The sequence below is a fragment of the Bdellovibrio sp. 22V genome (genome assembly GCF_030169785.1).
GTDB lineage: Bacteria > Bdellovibrionota > Bdellovibrionia > Bdellovibrionales > Bdellovibrionaceae > Bdellovibrio.
This window is the reverse complement of record NZ_CP125854.1, coordinates 1,022,019-1,039,287: the sequence shown is the minus strand read 5'-3', so window position 1 is coordinate 1,039,287 and position 17,269 is coordinate 1,022,019. Positions and strand designations below refer to the sequence as shown.

The following is a 17,269-nucleotide window of genomic DNA, read 5'->3' as shown; positions in this document are numbered from 1 at the left end:
TAACCTCCTAGTGTAAAAAGTGGCGACGACCGGTGAACATCATGGCAATTCCTAATTTGTCAGCTTCGTTAATGACATCGTGGTCCTTCACCGAACCTCCGGGTTGAATAATGTATTTAACCCCCAGCTTCGCTGCGACCTGCACTGAATCCGGGAAAGGAAAAAACGCATCCGAAGCCAAAACGACTTGGGAAAGATCGAAAATGCCTTTGTCGTGCAAGCGCGAGGTGATCAGTTTTTCGATACAGTCAATTCGATTTGTCTGCCCCGATCCCATCGTCAGCAACTCGAACTCGGGTCCTTCCTGCGCACAAAGAGCGATGGCGTTGCTCTTCAGGTTTTTAACTGCAAGCATGGCGAAGGCCGCGAGTTTTTCTTTTTCCGGCGCAACGGGATTCTTAGTGACTGTTTTCAAATCACTGAGGTCGAAGCTGTCTGGTTCTTGAACAAGAAGTCCTCCTTCAATGGAACGTGCTTGCCAAGCAGGCGTCGCCTTAAGACTCACTTCCATCACACGGCAGTTCTTTTTAAGTTTTTCGCAGGCTTCTTTCGCAAACGAAGGCGCTAAAATCACTTCCACAAATTTGTCAGAGAAAAAAGCAGCAACTTCTTCCGTCACTGGAAAATTCAAGGCAATGATTCCACCAAAGGAGCTTTTTTCGTCTCCTTTCCACGCTTTTTCAAGAGCTCGGAAAGGTGTTTCGGCAATAGCCAACCCACAAGGAGTGTTATGTTTCACAACGACCGCCGTCGGAAGTGCTTTGTCCTTTTGCCAGCGCTGCATATCTTGCAGAGTCTTCAACGCAAAATCGGCATCAAGAAAATTATTATATGACATTTCTTTGCCCTGAAGACTTGTCGCGTGCGCCAGCCCTGCGTGAAAAGGATCCTTCAAGACAAATGCTTTTTGATGCGGGTTTTCGCCATAACGCAAAGCCTGCCCCGCATTTTCCGTCATGAATCCTGCGATCGCAAGATCGTAAAAAGCAGTCATCGTGTACACGCGAGCCGCGCATCTTTGGCGGAATTCAAAACTTGTTCCTCCGTCACCGCCTGTGAATTCGCTGATAAATTCAGCGTATTGAGTCGGCTCACACAGAACCGTGACAGAGCGGAAGTTCTTTGCACCGGCCCGAAGCAACGTCGGTCCACCGATATCAATGTTTTCAATGCACTCGCTCAAGCCGCTTTGTTTTTTGCGTGTCTCATGAAAGGGATAAAGATTCACAACCACCAGATCGATCGGTTCAACACCTAAAGCTGATGCCTGCTCGATGTCTTGCGTGTCTTCCCGCCGAAACAAAAGGGAAGAGGCGATTTCAAAACTTATCGTTTTCATGCGACCTTGAAATGCTTCGCCTTTGCCACTAAGGGTTTCAACAGGAGTCACCTGAAGCCCCGCCTCTTGCAACGCCTTGGCTGTTCCGCCACTGGCGATCAGTTCGACGTTTTTTTCCGCCAAAGTTTTTGCCAGGGAAATAAGACCGGTTTTGTCGGACACGCTTAATAGCGCTCTGCGAATGGAGTTCATGCTTCACCTCTTAAATAAGTCACTGCACTTTTAAAAAAATCAAGACCATAAGCTTTGCCGGCAAAGGGAAGATGCCAATCATGAATTGCCGCCTCTGGATGAGGCATCAGAGCAAACACCAAGCCTGACGGATCACACACGCCGGCGATTTGCGCCATAGCTCCGTTGACGTTCTCTTTATACTTTAGAACAGCTTGATGATTGTTTTTAAGACGAAGCAGTGTTTTTTCATCCTGACAAATAAAGCGGCCTTCGCCATGACGAATCGGCAAAACGAAATCTGTCGGCAGATTATTCGTCCAAACACAGTTGGAATGCGGGTCCTTTTCAAGCTCTACCCAACGATCAATAAAATGACCCTGTTCATTTTTTACAAGAGCGCAGCTTCTGACAAAATCCGCATCAGGCAGAAGGCCCAAACGAATCAGCGTTTGAAAGCCGTTGCAGATTCCGAGAACAGGTTTTGTTTTTACGAAAGTCGCAAGCTCTGCTTTGAGAGTATTTTCAATCTTGAGCGCTAAAATCTGACCGCTTCCCAAATGATCACCGAAAGAAAATCCTCCCGGAAAAACCAGAGCATCATAGTGATGTAGACTCTGCGGATTTTTGAGGAGCTCATTGACATGCACTTTGCCGGCTTCGCCTCCGGCAAGTTGAATGGCGTGAGCGGTTTCGTTCTCGCAATTAATTCCATCGCCCCATAAAACCAGAAACTTAGGCTTCATAGACATTTTGCACTCCTTGAGCCCAGATGTTTTGAAGATCTTGCAGAGGCGTTTGCATTTCGCCGTCTGCAAAACGCCAAGTCACTTGCGGGTTCGCCGTCACGACGCCAAGATAAAGGGCCGCCTCGCCAAAGTGGGTTGTGAACAGCTCTTTCTTATGCGCAGGTACACTCACCACGAATAAAGAACCCGTTTCCGACCACAGGCCATTCCATGTGAATGCCGACAAATTGACATTCATGCCTAATGCATTGCCAAAGCAGCTTTCGGCCAAAGCGGCCATAAGACCGCCTTCAGAGATGTCATGGCATGAAGACACAAGGCCCTGCTGGATGCTTTGATGAATTCTTTCGTACAGACGTACATTGTCTTGAAGCTGCGGGTATTCAGGTGGCAAAACCTCCGCCGTTGCAAAAACATCGGCGTATGCAGAGGCATAAAGACTTTGGGTTATTTTTCCGACGACATAAATTTCATCGCCTTCATTTTGGAAAAAACCCGGTGTCGTTTTCGTGGCGTCAGGTATTTGACCAATCGCTGTCACCAGCACCGTGGGTGGAACCGAGATTTTGACGGTATCACCTAATTTCGTTTTGCCGATAAAGTCATTCTTCATACTGTCTTTGCCGCTGACAAAGGGCGCTTTAAAAATCACGGCGGCCTGATAAAGACCTTCGCAGGCGCGCACAAGCTGCGCCATCTTATGAGCGGCATCGGGATTAGTCTCTTTGCCAATGGGATCCGGCCAGCAGAAATTATCGACTAACGCCATCTTGCGTGGATCTACACCCGTCGCGATCAGATTACGAACCGCCTCATCGACGGCTTTTTGTGCCATTAAGTAAGTATCGTAGTAAGAAAACTGCGGGCAAAGACCATTGGATACCGCCACAGCATTTCCGGTTTCACCCCCATGCACGGCTAAATCTAAAACTCCGGCGTCGCTGGCCCCTTGTTGAGTTTTCCCGCCGTAAGGTTTTAAGCGAGTCGCCCCTTGCACTTCGTGATCGTAATACCGAATGATCGGTTCACGTGAAGCGACGTTCGGTGAGGCCAGCACTTCTTTTAAGGCTTCCAGAACACCGGCTGCTGTTGCCGGTGGGGATTTCTTTTTCGGCGTTTCGCGATGCCATTCCTTGTACTCTTTCGCTCCGGCAAAATGCGCTGGAATTTGCATGCGACTCAAGCCCTCGTGAAGAAAATGAAGATCCAGAACCGCAAGAGTTTTTTCCCCGTGCACAACTTCAAAAATTCCCGAGTTATTAAACTCGCCAAGCACGCTGGCTTCAACGCCCATATCCTGAGCGAGTTGCAAGAAAGGAGCAATGTCAGATGGTTTCACCGCATAGGAAATTCTTTCTTGCGATTCGCTGATCAGCATTTCCCAATACTCCAGATTTTCATACTTCAAAGGATGTTTGCTTAAATCCAAGCGAGCACCCCCGGAAATCTGCGCCATCTCTCCGATGGAGGAACTGACGCCTCCGGCACCGTTATCAGTGATTGCTTGAATCCAACCACGATCCCGGGCCTGCAAAGTAAAATCGAGAAGGCGTTTTTGTGTGATGCTGTCGCCAATCTGCACCACGTTTGATGCAACCTGATCGTGCAAAGCGAGCGAACTGAAGGTCGCGCCATGCACGCCATCCTTACCCAAGCGTCCTCCTGCGACGACAATCAGATCGCCGGAAGCGATTTCTTTTTTCTCGGAAGGACGACCCTGAACCGTTTTCGGCATAACGCCCAGCGAGCCGACAAAAATCAAAGGTTTTGCTGCAAACTCACTGGCAAAGTAAAAACTGCCGTTGACCGTTGGAATGCCGCTTTGATTTCCGCCCTCTTCGACTCCTTGATGGACTCCCCGAAAGATCACGCCAGGATCTTTTAGAAGCTCGGGACGCTGGCCCGAATTGGCAGAGGGAAAAAGATCTTTCTTAGAAAGACAAAACACATCCGTATTCGCGATAGGTTTTGCGCCCAATCCGCAGCCCAGAATATCGCGGTTCACACCAAGAATTCCTGTTAGTGCGCCACCGAACGGATCTAGCGCCGAAGGACTATTATGCGTCTCGACCTTCACGCAAATATTGATGTTCTTATCGAAATCGACGATGCCGCCGTTGTCTTTAAAAACGGAGACCAGATAGCCGCAGCTCTCGAGCTCTTTGGTGGCCTTTTGAATATAGCTTTTGTAAAGACTTGTGATTTTTTTCGAGCCAAGGGCGGGATAAGCTCCGGGCTCTTCCGAGTACTCCACTTCGGCGGCAAAAATCTTGTGCTTGCAGTGCTCACTCCATGTTTGCGCCAAACATTCCAGTTCCACTTCCGTGATCATTCCGTTCCAACCTAATGAGCGGCGTTTCTCTGTCACATCGGGCGAAGAAAAATGTGCGATGATCACTTCAATCTCTTCACCACTTAAAGCCAATCCTCGTTCTTGATTGATCTTCTCAAGAACAAGTTTGTTCAACGGAAACAGAGTTAATTGCCGGTCCGTCACTTGAGGCGACTGCCAAAAGGTTGCAAAACGAGCCCACGAGTTATTTTCAAGAAGCTCGTGCCCGCGACGACATTCGACTTTATTTAAAAGAGGATTTGCCAGGGATTGAAAAAGCACTTTTTCGATCTGCTTTTGGGAAATATCCCCTTCCAGCTCAAGCTCCCAACCGCTGTGGCATTCGATACCAAAATCCTGCCAGGAAGTCTTATGTTGCGGAGAAAAAAGCATCAGTGCTTCTGTCGCAGACCGCGCTAAATTGTCTGTCACTCCCGCCAAGAAACGAACCTCAACGTACGTTTTTTCTTTTTGCAATCCCGAAAACCCAAGACGCATTTCTTCCGAGATCGGATCAAAGAAAACTTTACCCAGAAGGGATTCAAGGTTCAATTCTTTGCTATAACCTGCTTTCTTTTCTAGAAGCCAGTACACCCGGCGCAATTGCAGATTTTGTACCGATGTCTCTTGCGCAAAGATTTTTTTGAGAGATGTTTCGGCACTGTGATCATAAAGACTGCGCACAGATATTCTTTGCATTATTTATTCTCCTCAAAATGAACCGATGGAATATGTCCTAAATAAAGTTTTTCTAAAAAACCGGTATAGAGCTCGTGCTCTGCCGCGTGAATCTCCTGACTCCAACTTTGCAAAGAAGCCGCGGAATTCAGAGGGACGACTTTCTGAACAAGAATCCGTCCTGTATCCATGCCCTCATCAACCAGATGCAGGGTCACGCCACTTTCACGGACACGATCGTTGAAAGCTCTTTGGATAGAATCAACACCGGGATAGGCCGGCAAAAGAGAAGGATGAATGTTCACCACTTGCGACGCGCCCCCATGCCACTGGGCAAAGGTGTGCAAAAAATCTGAGGATAAAAGGCGCATATATCCCGCAAGAAAAATCCAGTCGATCCTGAATTCCCGCAAAAGATTTAGTTTCAGGTTTTCGTGCTCCTTCTTGGTCGTGTTCTTTTCTACAAGAAAATTTTGAACGCCTGCGTCTTGCGCTTTTTTCAAAACAGGCGCGTCTTTCTTGTCACTTAGAACAAACGTAACTTCCACTTTCTGCTCGGAAAAACTTTGGCACTTCTGAATAAGCGCTAAGGCATTGGATCCTGTTCCTGAAGCAAAAATAGCGACACGAAGAGGTCTCATTCAGCGATGTCCTCTCGCATATACATGCCGTTAAAAGAAATTTTTCTGATATCCGTGTAAGCATTTTTACGTGCAGACTCTTTGTTTTCCCCGAGGGCGGTGACACCTAAAACCCTCCCACCCGAATTCACAAGTGTCTGATTCAATTCCTTGATGCCAGAGAAATAGAGCCGCGTTGAAAGTCCGTCCCATGAGGGCAGCGAAATCGAGTGCCCTAAATCCATGTTTGCCTGTGGATACCCTTTGCTTGTTGCCACCACATGCACGGACCATTGCGACGAAAGCTCGCACGTTTGGCCTTTGAGTTCGTGCGTGACCGCGGAAACCAGCAGCTTACCCAGGTCGCTACGAATTCGTGGAAGCAAAGCTTGTGTTTCGGGATCGCCCATACGCACGTTGTATTCGAGAACGAAAAGACCGCGGGATGTTTTCATCAAACCCGCAAAAAGAAATCCCTGGTAAGAAAGTTTTTTTCTTTTAAGGCAAGAAAGTGTTTTGGCGAAAATATTTTTAATTTCCGTCTCGTCTTGTGTGGAGATGAAATCGCAAGGGCTATAGGCCCCCATGCCCCCGGTGTTCGCACTGAAAACTTCAGAGGAAATACGCTTGTAATCACATGCCGTTCCTAAAAGAACGAAGTCCTCGCCATCACATAAAGCAAATGCGGAAAGTTCTTGCCCCAGTAAACACTCTTCCAAAAGAAGAGGAAAACCGTACTGACGGCCAAGAGTTCGAACCGCTTCTTGCGCCTTGCTTAAACTTTCACAAACACTGACGCCCTTGCCCTGCGCAAGTCCGTCCGCTTTAATTACAATCGGCTCTGAAAAATCATGCTGGCTCAATGTTTCTAAAGCTTCTTCTTCGGAATAGCTGACGACACATTTGGCGGTCGGCACCTCGGCGTCGTGCAAAATGCCTTTGCAGAATAGTTTTGATGATTCCAGCTGCGCCACTTCTTTAGAGGGAGCAAAGCAAGCAATGCCCTGTCGCTCTAAATTGACTTTTAGATTTGAAAGGATCGCCGCCTCGGGTCCCACGACGACTAACGAGATTTTATTTTCAACGCAGAAAGTTTCAATCGCTTCCGGAGTTTCGACATCTGTCTGGCATTGAATTCCCATTTTCTGCATGCCGGGATTTCCGGGGCAAACCCACAATTCTTTGACGATGTCGGACTCTAATAACTTTGCCGCTAAAGCGTGTTCGCGCCCCCCTTTGCCCACGACGACGACTTTCATGGTGTCCTCTGCAAAAGAGCCTGCGCCTTTTGATGCCACAATGGTAAATTTAAATCCGCTGCAAACGGTTTGTCTCTTCCCACAGCGTGCGCGACCTCATTCGCCAATGCTTGATACAAAAGAGAGCTTACTGCAATTTGCTCTGCCGAAAGTTTTTTCGGCACCTCACCTAGCTCTTCACTGCAGATCTTTTTCCACTCTTGAGTTTTTCTTGTTACCGCCAATTCTTTGGCGGCTTTAACGGAGGCCGCCCATGTTGACGGTGCATAGATTTGCCTTAAAAACTCTTTAGAAAGAGGCAAGCCTTCATAAGTCAGACGAAGTTCGTCAGGTCCAATGGAGTCTACAAGCAAAAGTGCTCTGTGACCCGAGGATGCGTCTTTTGCGCCGAAAGCGAATTCCAATTTTCCGTCCCACAGTTTCACACCAAAAGAAGCAAAAAGTTTTTCAAGCTCCAAGGCTACGGCCTGGGTTTGCAAGCGCAAGTTCTGCAGCTCTTCGTCAGACAAAATATCCATGGCTGCGATTTCTGCGCGTGTCAGGTAACGGTCTGAGGACTCGAGCTTTGTTGAAAACTCAATGATTGGCGGAACGAAGCTGTCGGCTGCGGTGGGGATAGCTTCAAGACCTAAATCCGCAAGGTAAGCAGGATTCTTTTTTAAGCGTCCTTCCAAGGAGTTTCCCTGGCCGAGGTGACGGCGGAAAATCACTTCCAAAGGAACTAAGATTCCCGAGGGCTTCGCCGCGTACTCCGCGTAATTGTAAGAATCATTTTGCCAGGAAGGTCGCAACACCTTGACCGCCGCAACTTCAATCGACGTTTTTGAGGCTATGCCCTTATAATGAGAAGAAATATCTTTGGTTTTCAGATACTCAAAGAAAGAAGCCGCCATGGAAGCCAGAGCTTCACCTTTATAAGGAATTTCATCAGGCATCTCGCCCCAGTCAAAAATCGAATAGCGATTGCTGTACTCAAAAAACAAAGAAGCGTCTTTTTGATAGAGATCTTTCACAGAGCCCGAATAAATCAGCTTCATGGTCTTCCTCCCAATGAAACGAGCTTTTTCCATTGCTCGACAAAATTTCCGATATTGTTGGCACCGACCCAAGCTCCGCCGTGTCGCGCTTTTGCGAAAAAGTCCAAAGCAAGGTTAGAACTTGTAAGCTGCTCTTTCTCACAGAGGAATAAATTCAAACCTGTCATCCGCGGCAGTTCCCAAGGACTGACGATTTCACCCAGGCATTGAGAGTCGCGTGGCTCGCTCCAAATAACCTTCACACCGCTTTGGTTCTGAATGTCTTCAATCGCTTTTTGAATCGGCGAATACGTTTCTAGATTTCTATTCCAATGCAAATAGATTTTATCGGCTGGAAGCGACTTCCAACGCAAAAGCAGATCTGCAATGGTCGAAGCATTTTCTTCCGTCACAGCCATCACCGGAACCCCTTTAGGCATTTGTACGATCGACAAAAAGGAATCCAGCCCCGCAAATGCGCCGTTAACAGCCACGCCAAAAACCGGCTTCGTCGTTAAAGAAGCCACAACACCCGGAAGGTGCGCCGCGAGCCCGGCTCCCGCGACAAAAACGTCGGCTCCGCAGGTTTGTACGATCTCGCGAACTTTATCGGGATGACGATGTGCCGAGGCCACTTCCATTTTGACGTCGCCACATTTTTCCAAAGACCGGCAAAGCGGCCCGTAAACTCTTTCGTCGCTTGGACTACCGAACATCACTTGAATTTTCATAGTGGCACCTCACTTTTTCCATCGCCGCCAATATTTTGATGCCGTGTCTTCAAAAAGTTTTCGCTTGAAACAGGCACCGGATAATCACCGTCTAAACAAGCACTGCAAAAATCATTAAGTCCCAAGCCTTCTTTCAGTCGCGACAAGGGCAAATAAACCAGACCGTCCACTTCCAATACTTTCGCCACGTCGGCCTCGCTTTTTTTGAAAGCAACTAAAGACTCTCCGTCAGGGAAATCAATGCCGTAAAAACAAGGATGACGAATGGGAGGACACGTACTGGCCAAATAAACTTTTTCAGCTCCCGCCTCGCGCAGCAGACGGATGATACGCGCGGAAGTAGTTCCTCGTACGATGCTGTCGTCGACAAGCAGAATTTTTTTGCCACGGATTTCACTTTCCACAGGTGAAAGTTTTAAGTTCACCATCATTTTGCGCAGCTCGGGTTGATTGACGATAAAACTTCTTTGCACGTAACGATTTTTTATTAAAACTTCGCGATAAGGTTTTTCCAGCACTTCCGCCAAGCGACAAGCTGCGGCCCGGGACGTATCAGGCACCGGAGCCACGACATCGACATCCAAACCTTGCGCTAAGCATTCCTCCGCCAAAATTTGTCCCAGTTTCAAACGCACTTCATAGACGGGACGGCCGTGCCATTCCGTTTCAGACCCTGCAAAATAAATCCACTCAAACATGCAAGGCTTCGGTTTTTTTTCACTTAGAACGAAAGAATGCAGCTGCAAATCTTTGTCGACAAGAACGAGTTCCCCCGCACGCATGTCCCGCCAGTATTCATAACCAAGACCGAAAAACACCTGTTTTTCAGAGGCGAAACAGTAACTATAATTTGCCCCGTTCTTTTTACGACCTATTAAAAGAGGACGAATCCCGTTGGCGTCACAGAAAGCAAACATGCCCTGATCGGCCAACATTCCGATCGCACTATAAGCACCTTGAACGTGCGTAAGAAGTTCTTTAATAGATGCCGCCAGATTCTCGGAAAGGGAACCCGTTTCTTTGCGCGCGGCCAAGCCCACAGCCGTCATGTGCAAAAGAATTTCCAGATCATTGCGACTGAAAGTCCAACGCAGTTTACGATGACGAAGATAATCGACAACTTCATCGTAATTGGTAACGTTTCCATTATGAATCATCCCGATTCCGTAGGGATAACTCAGAAACAGCGGCTGCAAATCCTCTTTATCCACGGTTCCGATCGTGGAATAACGTGTGTGCCCTAATGCCATGGAGCCTTTAAGGCGTTGCTGTCTTTCGTCCGTGAAGACGTCCTCAACAAGTCCCAGATCTTTTTCTAAATGGAATTGGGACTTTTCAAAGTCATAACTTAAAATTCCCGCTGCATCCTGCCCGCGATGTTGAAGAGCGAAAAGAGCCGGATATAGTTTCTGCCCCGCCTTGGGTTCGCCAATCAATCCAACGACGCCACACATAGTTTCACTCCATGATCGCTGAAAATAAAAACGGCGTCACATGGGACGCCGTTTTTGATATCTATATTTAAATTTTGCTGACACTTCGAGTTTCGAGACACACAGAGGGTAGAGAATCGGGATTTCCTGCCCGAACTGCCCCCCGAAGGTGGGTGGCCATAAAGCGAATTTTCTCTGAGAAACAGTCGCTGCATCATACTCTCTCGTCTTGATAAATATGAAAAGATGGTCCCAACGCTAGCGGTGATGACAGAGTTTGGTCAAGAGCCCTAACAGAATCCTGACAATTCAACACAGATTGGCATTTAAACTTTGCGAACAAGAGGCACAGCCAAAGCCGCCGTCCCCACACCAATTAAAACCAAAGCTGCAAACTGCGAAGCACTAATAAGATCGCTACGATACGCATAGTGAGCAGCCAATATCTCCATAGCTCCGCGGGCATTCAAAAGAGCCGCCATATTCAGGGAATCACGATGCGACTTTCCCGCCCAACGAGAAAAAAGATACGAGCCCGCCCCCTTTGCGACAACCGCCACTGCAAAAAATTCGATAAACACAAGAAACGAAAAATCCTGCGCAATATTGAGCTTCCATCCCAAGCCGACGAAAAATAGCGGTGCCAGCAACCACAGCTGAAGTTTCAGAACCAACGAATCGTCTTTCAAAGGCTTCCACCGCCCCACCAACAATCCCACGAAAAAAGCCAAGACGATCCAGTGACTGACAATCCAAGAGGCTACATCGTTTTTCGGCAAAAGAAAAAGAAACAACAACCAGGCGATGACATCACAAATACTCGCAAGCGTGATCGTACGCCGACCCACATCCGTGTGGAATAAATTCTTTTCTTTTAAGATTTGAATGGAGACCGGCAAAGCAGAGATCGCCATTGCCAGCGCTAAGAATAAATTCCGGCCTAACAAAAAATATCCCGCCAGCCAGGGGATTACAAAACTCCCCGCCAAAAGAATTCCGTAAAAGCGAAGATCTTTGCGCATGTTTAGAAAACGCAGTTCCCAGCCCGCGAAAAAAAGAAAAATACCACCCGCGATTTGCGAAAGGGATTGGAATATCGAAGGGTAAGGTACATCGATGAAGGTGGGACCTAAAAGAAGGCCGAGAACGAGCCACGCGACAAACTTCACTTCGTCTTCCTACGTGACTTGCGATAAGCAAACCAGCCCAAAGAAACGACGGAGAAAAGCATCGCCAGAACCACGTACACGCGGCCTTCAGAGGAATCCTCCGCCGCTGATTTGATTCCGAAATAGAAAATCACAGTCTTGACGATAAAAGTCGCCTGCAACAAGATCCAAATATAAGAGAACAACTCCCAGAAAATACGGTCTTCTTCTGTTTCCGGTTTCTTCTCTTTTTTTAGAAGCCGGGTTTCTCCCCAAGCGGAGTGTTGATGAAAATCGCGAACGACTTCTGTCCATGCCTCAGAAACTTTCATCTGCGGATTTTTTTGCAGCTGCTCCGCGAGTTTCTGCATTGCCGTTTGACGGAAGACATTGATGGAAGCCTCACTCCATATTCCGCCAACACTTCCCCAAAGATCTTGGGCTATGGACTTTTCCAATTGCTGCAGGAACGCAGTCGTTTCTGCAGTCAGCGGGCCATATTCTCCAAAAAGAGTGGGTAACGAAGTCATATCTATTTTTATCTCAGATAGTTATACAACTCAATGAACAATAGCAGTAATATGTGCGTGTGAACGAAGTCCAAGCATCCACTCTTTCTCAAAGTTTTAGGTACCACGGCGAACAAATATGCGATCTTATTTGCGATGAAGGCATTGTCTTCAGACCTTACCGCAGCACCTTGTTGCCCTATTTTAATTTGCTGACTAAGGAAGATCAGGAAGATGTCGTGCGCGACCTTAAACGGTTTCATGCCATTTGCTCTGAAGTAAAAAAAGAAAATCACAGCCTGAAAGACGTGCGTTTCCTTACGGAGACAGCTTTGAAACATCTTGGTCTTACGACAGATCCGGAGTTTCTGAAACTGATTGAGCCTCATCACCTCACAGAGATTTATACGCTTTCACATTTGCAGATCTTTAGAAGCTTCCGCTTCTTCGAACTTTCTAGTTATACGTTAGAGGATCTTTACTGTCGCAAATGGTATCACCTGTACGATCGTGAAGAAGGGGATCAAGAGGAAGCGTCAAACAAGGCCCTCGAATTCATGAGTTTAAAACCGCTCCGTGCTTTCGAAACGCACATGAAAGAACACAAAATCAAAGAGCGGGATACTCTCGAGCGACTTACTATTTACAGCCAAATTCACTGGCTTATTCCTCTTTACAAAGAGGGCGTATTCAAAGCCTTTCTTGTGATCGAAACCAGTCACAACTAATAAAAAAAGGAAGGTTTCCCTTCCCTTTTTCTTATCTGTCTTCTACGACAATCAAGGTTCGCCATTTCACAGCGCGCATCGCGCGTCCGTAACGGTCCCGTGAAATCATTCCGTTGCGTTTTACAAGTGGCACAAGGCCTCGTCCCTCTTCTTTGATACGCGTGTATAAATACTGCGCGTGCTCTTTTTGCAATCGAACACAGCCCCCCGAAGCGCGGGAACCTAGCTCTTTATAGTGGCTGGGTGTTGTTGCATGCGTAGCAATTCCGCCGTTAAAAAACACACTGTACTCCATTGATGTTTGCCATGTATGCGACCAGTGATCGCGCACTAACTCGCGCGGATAGAAGTATCCGACAGGGGTAACGGAAAAGTATGTACGCCCACTGCGCGCACGCTCCCATCTTTCACGTCCTGTCGAAACCGCCCACTCATGTGTCAGATATCCATTTTGATAAACCCGCATTCTTTGGGATCCAGGGCCCCGGGCTTTTTTATTGATAATAATCACAATTGGAAAAGAACGTAAAAGGTCTACCGCTTCGGTATTGGCGACGTCTTCCACGTTAAGAACGCTGATATCGTCCGCCTCGGTTCTTGGTAAGCCCAATTCCTCGGCGATTTCATCAGGCGCCATAATATCATCCATGGGCGTGTATTCGCCCTCAGTTGCATAAGCGGATGAAAGAAATGATACGAAAAGAACAAAGGACAGAACTATTTTTTTCATGAGAGCCCCCTTCTCATCGGTGATTAAATTATAAAATGCATTCAAGTGATGAATGAACTTAAAAAATCCTAACCACTATAGAGAGATTCGAAAGGGATGTAAGGGGCTTAGTTCATGCTTTTAGACAGATCGATGAGACTTTGTTCGCCCACTTGAATGAGCCCTCGGCCCGGGCGATCTAAATCTTGAATCATGATAATAACGAAGGCAAAAAGTACTGCGAGAAATAAGGACGCCGAATTTCTTTGCCCTTTATAACCTATGACAAAACTCAACGTCGTGAGACCCAACAGAGTAATCAGAATAATGATATAGTACACGATTTCAGGAACGTGATTTTTCGAAGCGAAGACTCTTTCTGTATCCAAATCAATGACATCATTTAATGAGCTTACGAACAGCCCCGCAATCGGTGACTTGTCTTTTTGTGTGACAGTCACGGCCAGCTGCCACATTTGGCTCAGAAGATCCTGGGAGTGTGAATTAAAGGTGGTCACCTTCTGAGCATCTTTCATGACGTCAAAAAAGACCAAGCGATGCTGGGTGTACTGTTTTAAAAGTTCTCGCAAAGGTCGTCCTTGTTCCGGCGCCAGCATTTGCGTGCGCAAATAAGTCGTCCCCAGAGCATTCGCCTCTTTCATAACGAGTGACTTGCGATCTTCGTAGCGATTGATCGCCATCGAAAATGTGAAACCCAGAAGAAGAGCCAACAGACCTAAAATACTTGTCGGCAGAATTTCCGTCACCGCTTCTGCCGACGCATTTGGTTTTTTTCGGGAGATGCGACCCCACCAGTGAGCACCCCACGCCGATCCCACAAAAAGACCTATCAATACAATCGCGATAAGCCACAGAGGAACGCTATAGAGAAACTCCTGTTGCATCGGTCACATCCTAGTAAGATTTAGCGAACAAAACCCATTTCGTCGCTGGTTTGCCAGAGAAAATACAATTTCCCTGAACCGCGTCTTGTTGAAGAGGCGCACAACGAGGAGTGACTTTCAGCTTTGCCAACAACTCATGTCCCATACCTTCTTCACACCAAGGCACCATAGCAAAACCAGGAGCCGTCGTTTCATCGCCGGCGAAGAACTTTTCAAAGTCCTGCAAGTTCGTGATGCGTTTGATGTGTTCATCGCGGAACTTTTTCGCTCTTTCGAAAAGACCGTCTTGAATTTCTTGTAGAAGATTTGCGATTCCTTCAACAAAAGCCGTTTTCGTTTGCGATGCCTTGTCTTTGGGACCACGATCGCGACGACCGACAAACACTTCACCTTTCGCCATATCACGAGGACCGACTTCCACACGCACAGGCACACCTTGCTTGATGTACTGCCATGCTTTTTCACCACCACGCATATCACGGTCGTCGATTTTCACACGAACAGAGCCGCCCGCGTAATTTTGTTGTTTCAAATCTTTCGCCAAGCCTTGAACGTACTCAAGAACTTGCGCTTTTTCCTCGTCGTTGCGATAGATCGGGATAATCACGACGTGCAACGGAGCAATTCTTGGCGGAGCCACAAAACCGTTGTCATCACTGTGGGTCATGATCAAGCCGCCGATAAGACGTGTGGAGACACCCCACGATGTTGTCCAAGCAAACTCTTCTTTGCCTTCCGCACTGAGATATTTGATTTCTGAGGCTTTCGCAAAGTTCTGACCAAGAAAGTGCGACGTTCCCGCCTGCAAAGCCTTACGGTCTTGCATCAACGCTTCAATCGTATAAGTGTCTACCGCGCCCGGGAATCTTTCATCCGGTGTTTTCATCCCTTTGATTACAGGCATCGCCATGTACTTTTCTGCAAAGTCAGCGTAAACATCCAACATCTGCAAAGTTTCCTGCTCAGCTTCTTTCGCCGTCGCGTGCACTGTATGGCCTTCTTGCCAAAGGAATTCCGCCGTTCTTAGGAACATGCGCGTACGCATTTCCCATCTCATCACGTTACACCATTGGTTCACCAAGATTGGCAGGTCACGGTAAGACTTCACCCATTTCGCGAACTGGTGGCCGATGATTGTTTCACTCGTTGGACGAATGATGAGCGGCTCTTCCAACTCGCCATCTGGTACTAGCTTGCCATTGCCGTCGCCTTTAAGACGGTGATGTGTAACAACCGCGCACTCCTTCGCGAAGCCTTCGACGTGAGCGGCTTCTTTTTCCAGGAAGCTTAAAGGAATCAACAAAGGGAAGTAGGCATTCACGTGGCCCGTATCTTTGAACATGCGATCTAAAACCGCCTGCATGTTTTCCCAAACGGCGTAACCCCAGGGTTTAATAACCATACAACCACGAACAGGCGAATTCTCTGCCATGTCAGCGGCGACAATAACTTGTTGGTACCACTCAGGGTAGTTCTGGGCGCGTGTTGGAACAATTGCTGTATCTGCCATCTTCTAATCTCTTTCTCATGGGAAAAGGGAACCTGGTACCTTTTTCCCTAGTTGTCTTTCGTGTCGATGCCGTAGGCTTTGATTTTTCTGTGAAGGTAACTTCTTTCCAAACCAATGACTTCGGCGGTTCTGCTGATGTTTCCGTTGTTCTCGGAAATTTTTCGCAGAAGATATTCTTTTTCAAATTGAGCGCGGGCCTCTCGGAATGTCGAAAGGTCTTGCATCTCGACCGCTTTTTCGTCGTCTTTGTCGATCAAACCTGCAAAGCGCAAGTCATGCACGTCAACGAAATCGCTCGGAGTTAAAATATACACGCGCTCGATGAAGTTTTTAAGTTCTCTCACGTTCCCCGGCCAGAGGTAAGAAACCATTTTCTCGATCGCTTTTTCAGAGAAAACCTTTTTAGGGTAACCGCTTTCACGAGCGACGTTGTCAGAGAAATAGGAAACCAGCACCGGGATGTCTTCCATGTGTTCACGTAACGCCGGCACACGGAAAGGAATCACATTGAGGCGATAATAAAGATCTTCGCGGAAACGGCCTTCTTTAACTTCTTTTTCAAGTTCACGGGAAGAAGCCGCAATCACGCGCACGTCATTTTCGATCTGTTCGTTGCCGCCCACGCGCGAATATTTTTTGGCATCCAAGTAATTCAAAAGTTTTGCCTGGACCGCCATGTTCATTTCACAGATCTCGGCGATATACAAAGTTCCGCCTTGAGCCAGATCCAACTTTCCTTTTTTAGGACGGTCCACACCCGGCATCGCGCCTTTTTCGATACCGAAAATTTCTGATTCGAGAAGATCTTCAGGAATACCGCCGCAATTGATTTCCACAAACGGACGGCTGGCACGTGCACTCATGTAGTGAATGTTCTGTGCGACAAGCTCTTTGCCTGTGCCCGCTTCACCTTGAATCAAAACCCAAGAGTTTGTCGGCGCCACACGCGCGATAATTTGTTTCGTCGTCACAATCGATGGTGCTTCACCGATCAATGCGATTGATTTACGAAGCTTATTCAACAAAAGAACTTTTTCTTCTTTTTGTTGTTGGTAGCTTAAGATGTTTGAAATCACGATAAGGATCTTATCCATCGACAATGGTTTTTCAATGAAGTCCCAAGCGCCTAGCTTCGTGGCTTTCACCGCTGTCTCAATCGTGCCGTGACCTGAGATCATCACGAACTCGACGTGCGGGAATTCTTTGCGAGCCATCGTCAAAACTTCGATACCGTCATATTTGCCCGGCATCCAAATATCGAGGAAGACAATGTCAGGTTGAAAATCGCGAAGCGCTTGCAAACCCGACTCTCCGTCGTGGGCCAAAGAAATCTGATAGCCTTCGTCTTGCAAAGAAGCCGAAAGCACATCCCGAATCGGAGCTTCGTCGTCGATAATTAAAATTTTTGTTGTGAGTGCCGTCATGACGGAAC

The 17,269-nt window shown here is 47.5% G+C and carries 15 protein-coding genes; 1 reads left to right on the top strand and 14 read right to left on the bottom strand.

The genetic code is table 11. The features are described from left to right. Nucleotides 1-7 precede the first annotated feature (7 nt). The 10 genes from purH to QJS83_RS04925 form a co-directional block, all read right to left on the bottom strand. Nucleotides 8-1,531 (bottom strand): bifunctional phosphoribosylaminoimidazolecarboxamide formyltransferase/IMP cyclohydrolase, encoded by a 1,524-nt coding sequence (gene purH, locus QJS83_RS04970; RefSeq protein WP_284608026.1) that lies wholly within the window; start codon nucleotides 1,529-1,531, stop codon nucleotides 8-10. Then, complete coding sequence (locus tag QJS83_RS04965; RefSeq protein WP_284608025.1) at nucleotides 1,528-2,262, bottom strand: phosphoribosylformylglycinamidine synthase subunit PurQ; 735 nt, start codon at nucleotides 2,260-2,262, stop codon at nucleotides 1,528-1,530. The genes purH and QJS83_RS04965 overlap by 4 nt, the downstream gene beginning before the upstream one ends. Then, nucleotides 2,246-5,290, bottom strand: coding sequence for a phosphoribosylformylglycinamidine synthase subunit PurL (locus QJS83_RS04960; protein WP_284608024.1), 3,045 nt, complete (start codon nucleotides 5,288-5,290; stop codon nucleotides 2,246-2,248). The genes QJS83_RS04965 and QJS83_RS04960 overlap by 17 nt, the downstream gene beginning before the upstream one ends. Beyond that, entirely contained in the window at nucleotides 5,290-5,910 is a 621-nt protein-coding gene (purN, locus tag QJS83_RS04955; RefSeq protein WP_284608022.1) for a phosphoribosylglycinamide formyltransferase, read from the bottom strand. The genes QJS83_RS04960 and purN overlap by 1 nt, the downstream gene beginning before the upstream one ends. Further along, nucleotides 5,907-7,187, bottom strand: coding sequence for a phosphoribosylamine--glycine ligase (gene purD / locus QJS83_RS04950; RefSeq protein WP_284608021.1), 1,281 nt, complete (start codon nucleotides 7,185-7,187; stop codon nucleotides 5,907-5,909). Before purD ends, purN begins: the two co-directional genes overlap by 4 nt. Next, nucleotides 7,145-8,185, bottom strand: a complete 1,041-nt coding sequence (locus QJS83_RS04945) for a phosphoribosylaminoimidazolesuccinocarboxamide synthase (RefSeq protein WP_284608020.1) — start codon at nucleotides 8,183-8,185, stop codon at nucleotides 7,145-7,147. Before QJS83_RS04945 ends, purD begins: the two co-directional genes overlap by 43 nt. After that, the gene (locus QJS83_RS04940) at nucleotides 8,182-8,895 is read right to left on the bottom strand and encodes an AIR carboxylase family protein (RefSeq protein WP_284608019.1); all 714 of its coding nucleotides are present in this window, start codon (nucleotides 8,893-8,895) and stop codon (nucleotides 8,182-8,184) included. The genes QJS83_RS04945 and QJS83_RS04940 overlap by 4 nt, the downstream gene beginning before the upstream one ends. After that, on the bottom strand, nucleotides 8,892-10,349 hold the full coding sequence (purF, locus tag QJS83_RS04935; RefSeq protein ID WP_284608018.1) for an amidophosphoribosyltransferase: 1,458 nt from the start codon (nucleotides 10,347-10,349) through the stop codon (nucleotides 8,892-8,894). The genes QJS83_RS04940 and purF overlap by 4 nt, the downstream gene beginning before the upstream one ends. Nucleotides 10,350-10,654: 305 nt before the next feature. After that, complete coding sequence (locus tag QJS83_RS04930; RefSeq protein ID WP_284608017.1) at nucleotides 10,655-11,497, bottom strand: cation:proton antiporter; 843 nt, start codon at nucleotides 11,495-11,497, stop codon at nucleotides 10,655-10,657. Next, on the bottom strand, nucleotides 11,494-12,006 hold the full coding sequence (locus QJS83_RS04925) for a hypothetical protein (RefSeq protein WP_284608016.1): 513 nt from the start codon (nucleotides 12,004-12,006) through the stop codon (nucleotides 11,494-11,496). The genes QJS83_RS04930 and QJS83_RS04925 overlap by 4 nt, the downstream gene beginning before the upstream one ends. 59 nt (nucleotides 12,007-12,065) lie before the next feature. Between QJS83_RS04925 and QJS83_RS04920 the strand changes: the two genes are divergently transcribed. Further along, complete coding sequence (locus QJS83_RS04920) at nucleotides 12,066-12,713, top strand: hypothetical protein (protein WP_284608015.1); 648 nt, start codon at nucleotides 12,066-12,068, stop codon at nucleotides 12,711-12,713. 31 nt (nucleotides 12,714-12,744) lie between these two features. On the opposite strand, the gene QJS83_RS04915 is transcribed toward QJS83_RS04920, so the two are convergent. The 4 genes from QJS83_RS04915 to QJS83_RS04900 form a co-directional block, all read right to left on the bottom strand. Next, nucleotides 12,745-13,443, bottom strand: coding sequence for a L,D-transpeptidase (locus QJS83_RS04915; protein ID WP_284608014.1), 699 nt, complete (start codon nucleotides 13,441-13,443; stop codon nucleotides 12,745-12,747). Nucleotides 13,444-13,550: 107 nt separating this feature from the next. Then, complete coding sequence (locus tag QJS83_RS04910; RefSeq protein WP_284608013.1) at nucleotides 13,551-14,327, bottom strand: bestrophin-like domain; 777 nt, start codon at nucleotides 14,325-14,327, stop codon at nucleotides 13,551-13,553. 10 nt (nucleotides 14,328-14,337) lie between these two features. Then, on the bottom strand, nucleotides 14,338-15,837 hold the full coding sequence (proS, locus tag QJS83_RS04905; protein ID WP_284608012.1) for a proline--tRNA ligase: 1,500 nt from the start codon (nucleotides 15,835-15,837) through the stop codon (nucleotides 14,338-14,340). Nucleotides 15,838-15,884: 47 nt separating this feature from the next. Continuing rightward, complete coding sequence (locus QJS83_RS04900) at nucleotides 15,885-17,261, bottom strand: sigma-54-dependent transcriptional regulator (protein WP_284608010.1); 1,377 nt, start codon at nucleotides 17,259-17,261, stop codon at nucleotides 15,885-15,887. Between the last annotated feature and the right edge of the window lie 8 nt (nucleotides 17,262-17,269).

What these genes read in the sequence shown, in the direction of transcription:
- purH (WP_284608026.1), bottom strand. Translation starts at nt 1,531, where the DNA reads ATGAACTCCATTCGCAGAGCGCTATTAAGCGTGTCCGACAAAACCGGT.
- QJS83_RS04965 (WP_284608025.1), bottom strand. Translation starts at nt 2,262, where the DNA reads ATGTCTATGAAGCCTAAGTTTCTGGTTTTATGGGGCGATGGAATTAAT.
- QJS83_RS04960 (WP_284608024.1), bottom strand. Translation starts at nt 5,290, where the DNA reads ATGCAAAGAATATCTGTGCGCAGTCTTTATGATCACAGTGCCGAAACA.
- purN (WP_284608022.1), bottom strand. Translation starts at nt 5,910, where the DNA reads ATGAGACCTCTTCGTGTCGCTATTTTTGCTTCAGGAACAGGATCCAAT.
- QJS83_RS04945 (WP_284608020.1), bottom strand. Translation starts at nt 8,185, where the DNA reads ATGAAGCTGATTTATTCGGGCTCTGTGAAAGATCTCTATCAAAAAGAC.
- QJS83_RS04940 (WP_284608019.1), bottom strand. Translation starts at nt 8,895, where the DNA reads ATGAAAATTCAAGTGATGTTCGGTAGTCCAAGCGACGAAAGAGTTTAC.
- purF (WP_284608018.1), bottom strand. Translation starts at nt 10,349, where the DNA reads ATGTGTGGCGTCGTTGGATTGATTGGCGAACCCAAGGCGGGGCAGAAA.
- QJS83_RS04925 (WP_284608016.1), bottom strand. Translation starts at nt 12,006, where the DNA reads ATGACTTCGTTACCCACTCTTTTTGGAGAATATGGCCCGCTGACTGCA.
- QJS83_RS04915 (WP_284608014.1), bottom strand. Translation starts at nt 13,443, where the DNA reads ATGAAAAAAATAGTTCTGTCCTTTGTTCTTTTCGTATCATTTCTTTCA.
- QJS83_RS04910 (WP_284608013.1), bottom strand. Translation starts at nt 14,327, where the DNA reads ATGCAACAGGAGTTTCTCTATAGCGTTCCTCTGTGGCTTATCGCGATT.
- proS (WP_284608012.1), bottom strand. Translation starts at nt 15,837, where the DNA reads ATGGCAGATACAGCAATTGTTCCAACACGCGCCCAGAACTACCCTGAG.
- QJS83_RS04900 (WP_284608010.1), bottom strand. Translation starts at nt 17,261, where the DNA reads ATGACGGCACTCACAACAAAAATTTTAATTATCGACGACGAAGCTCCG.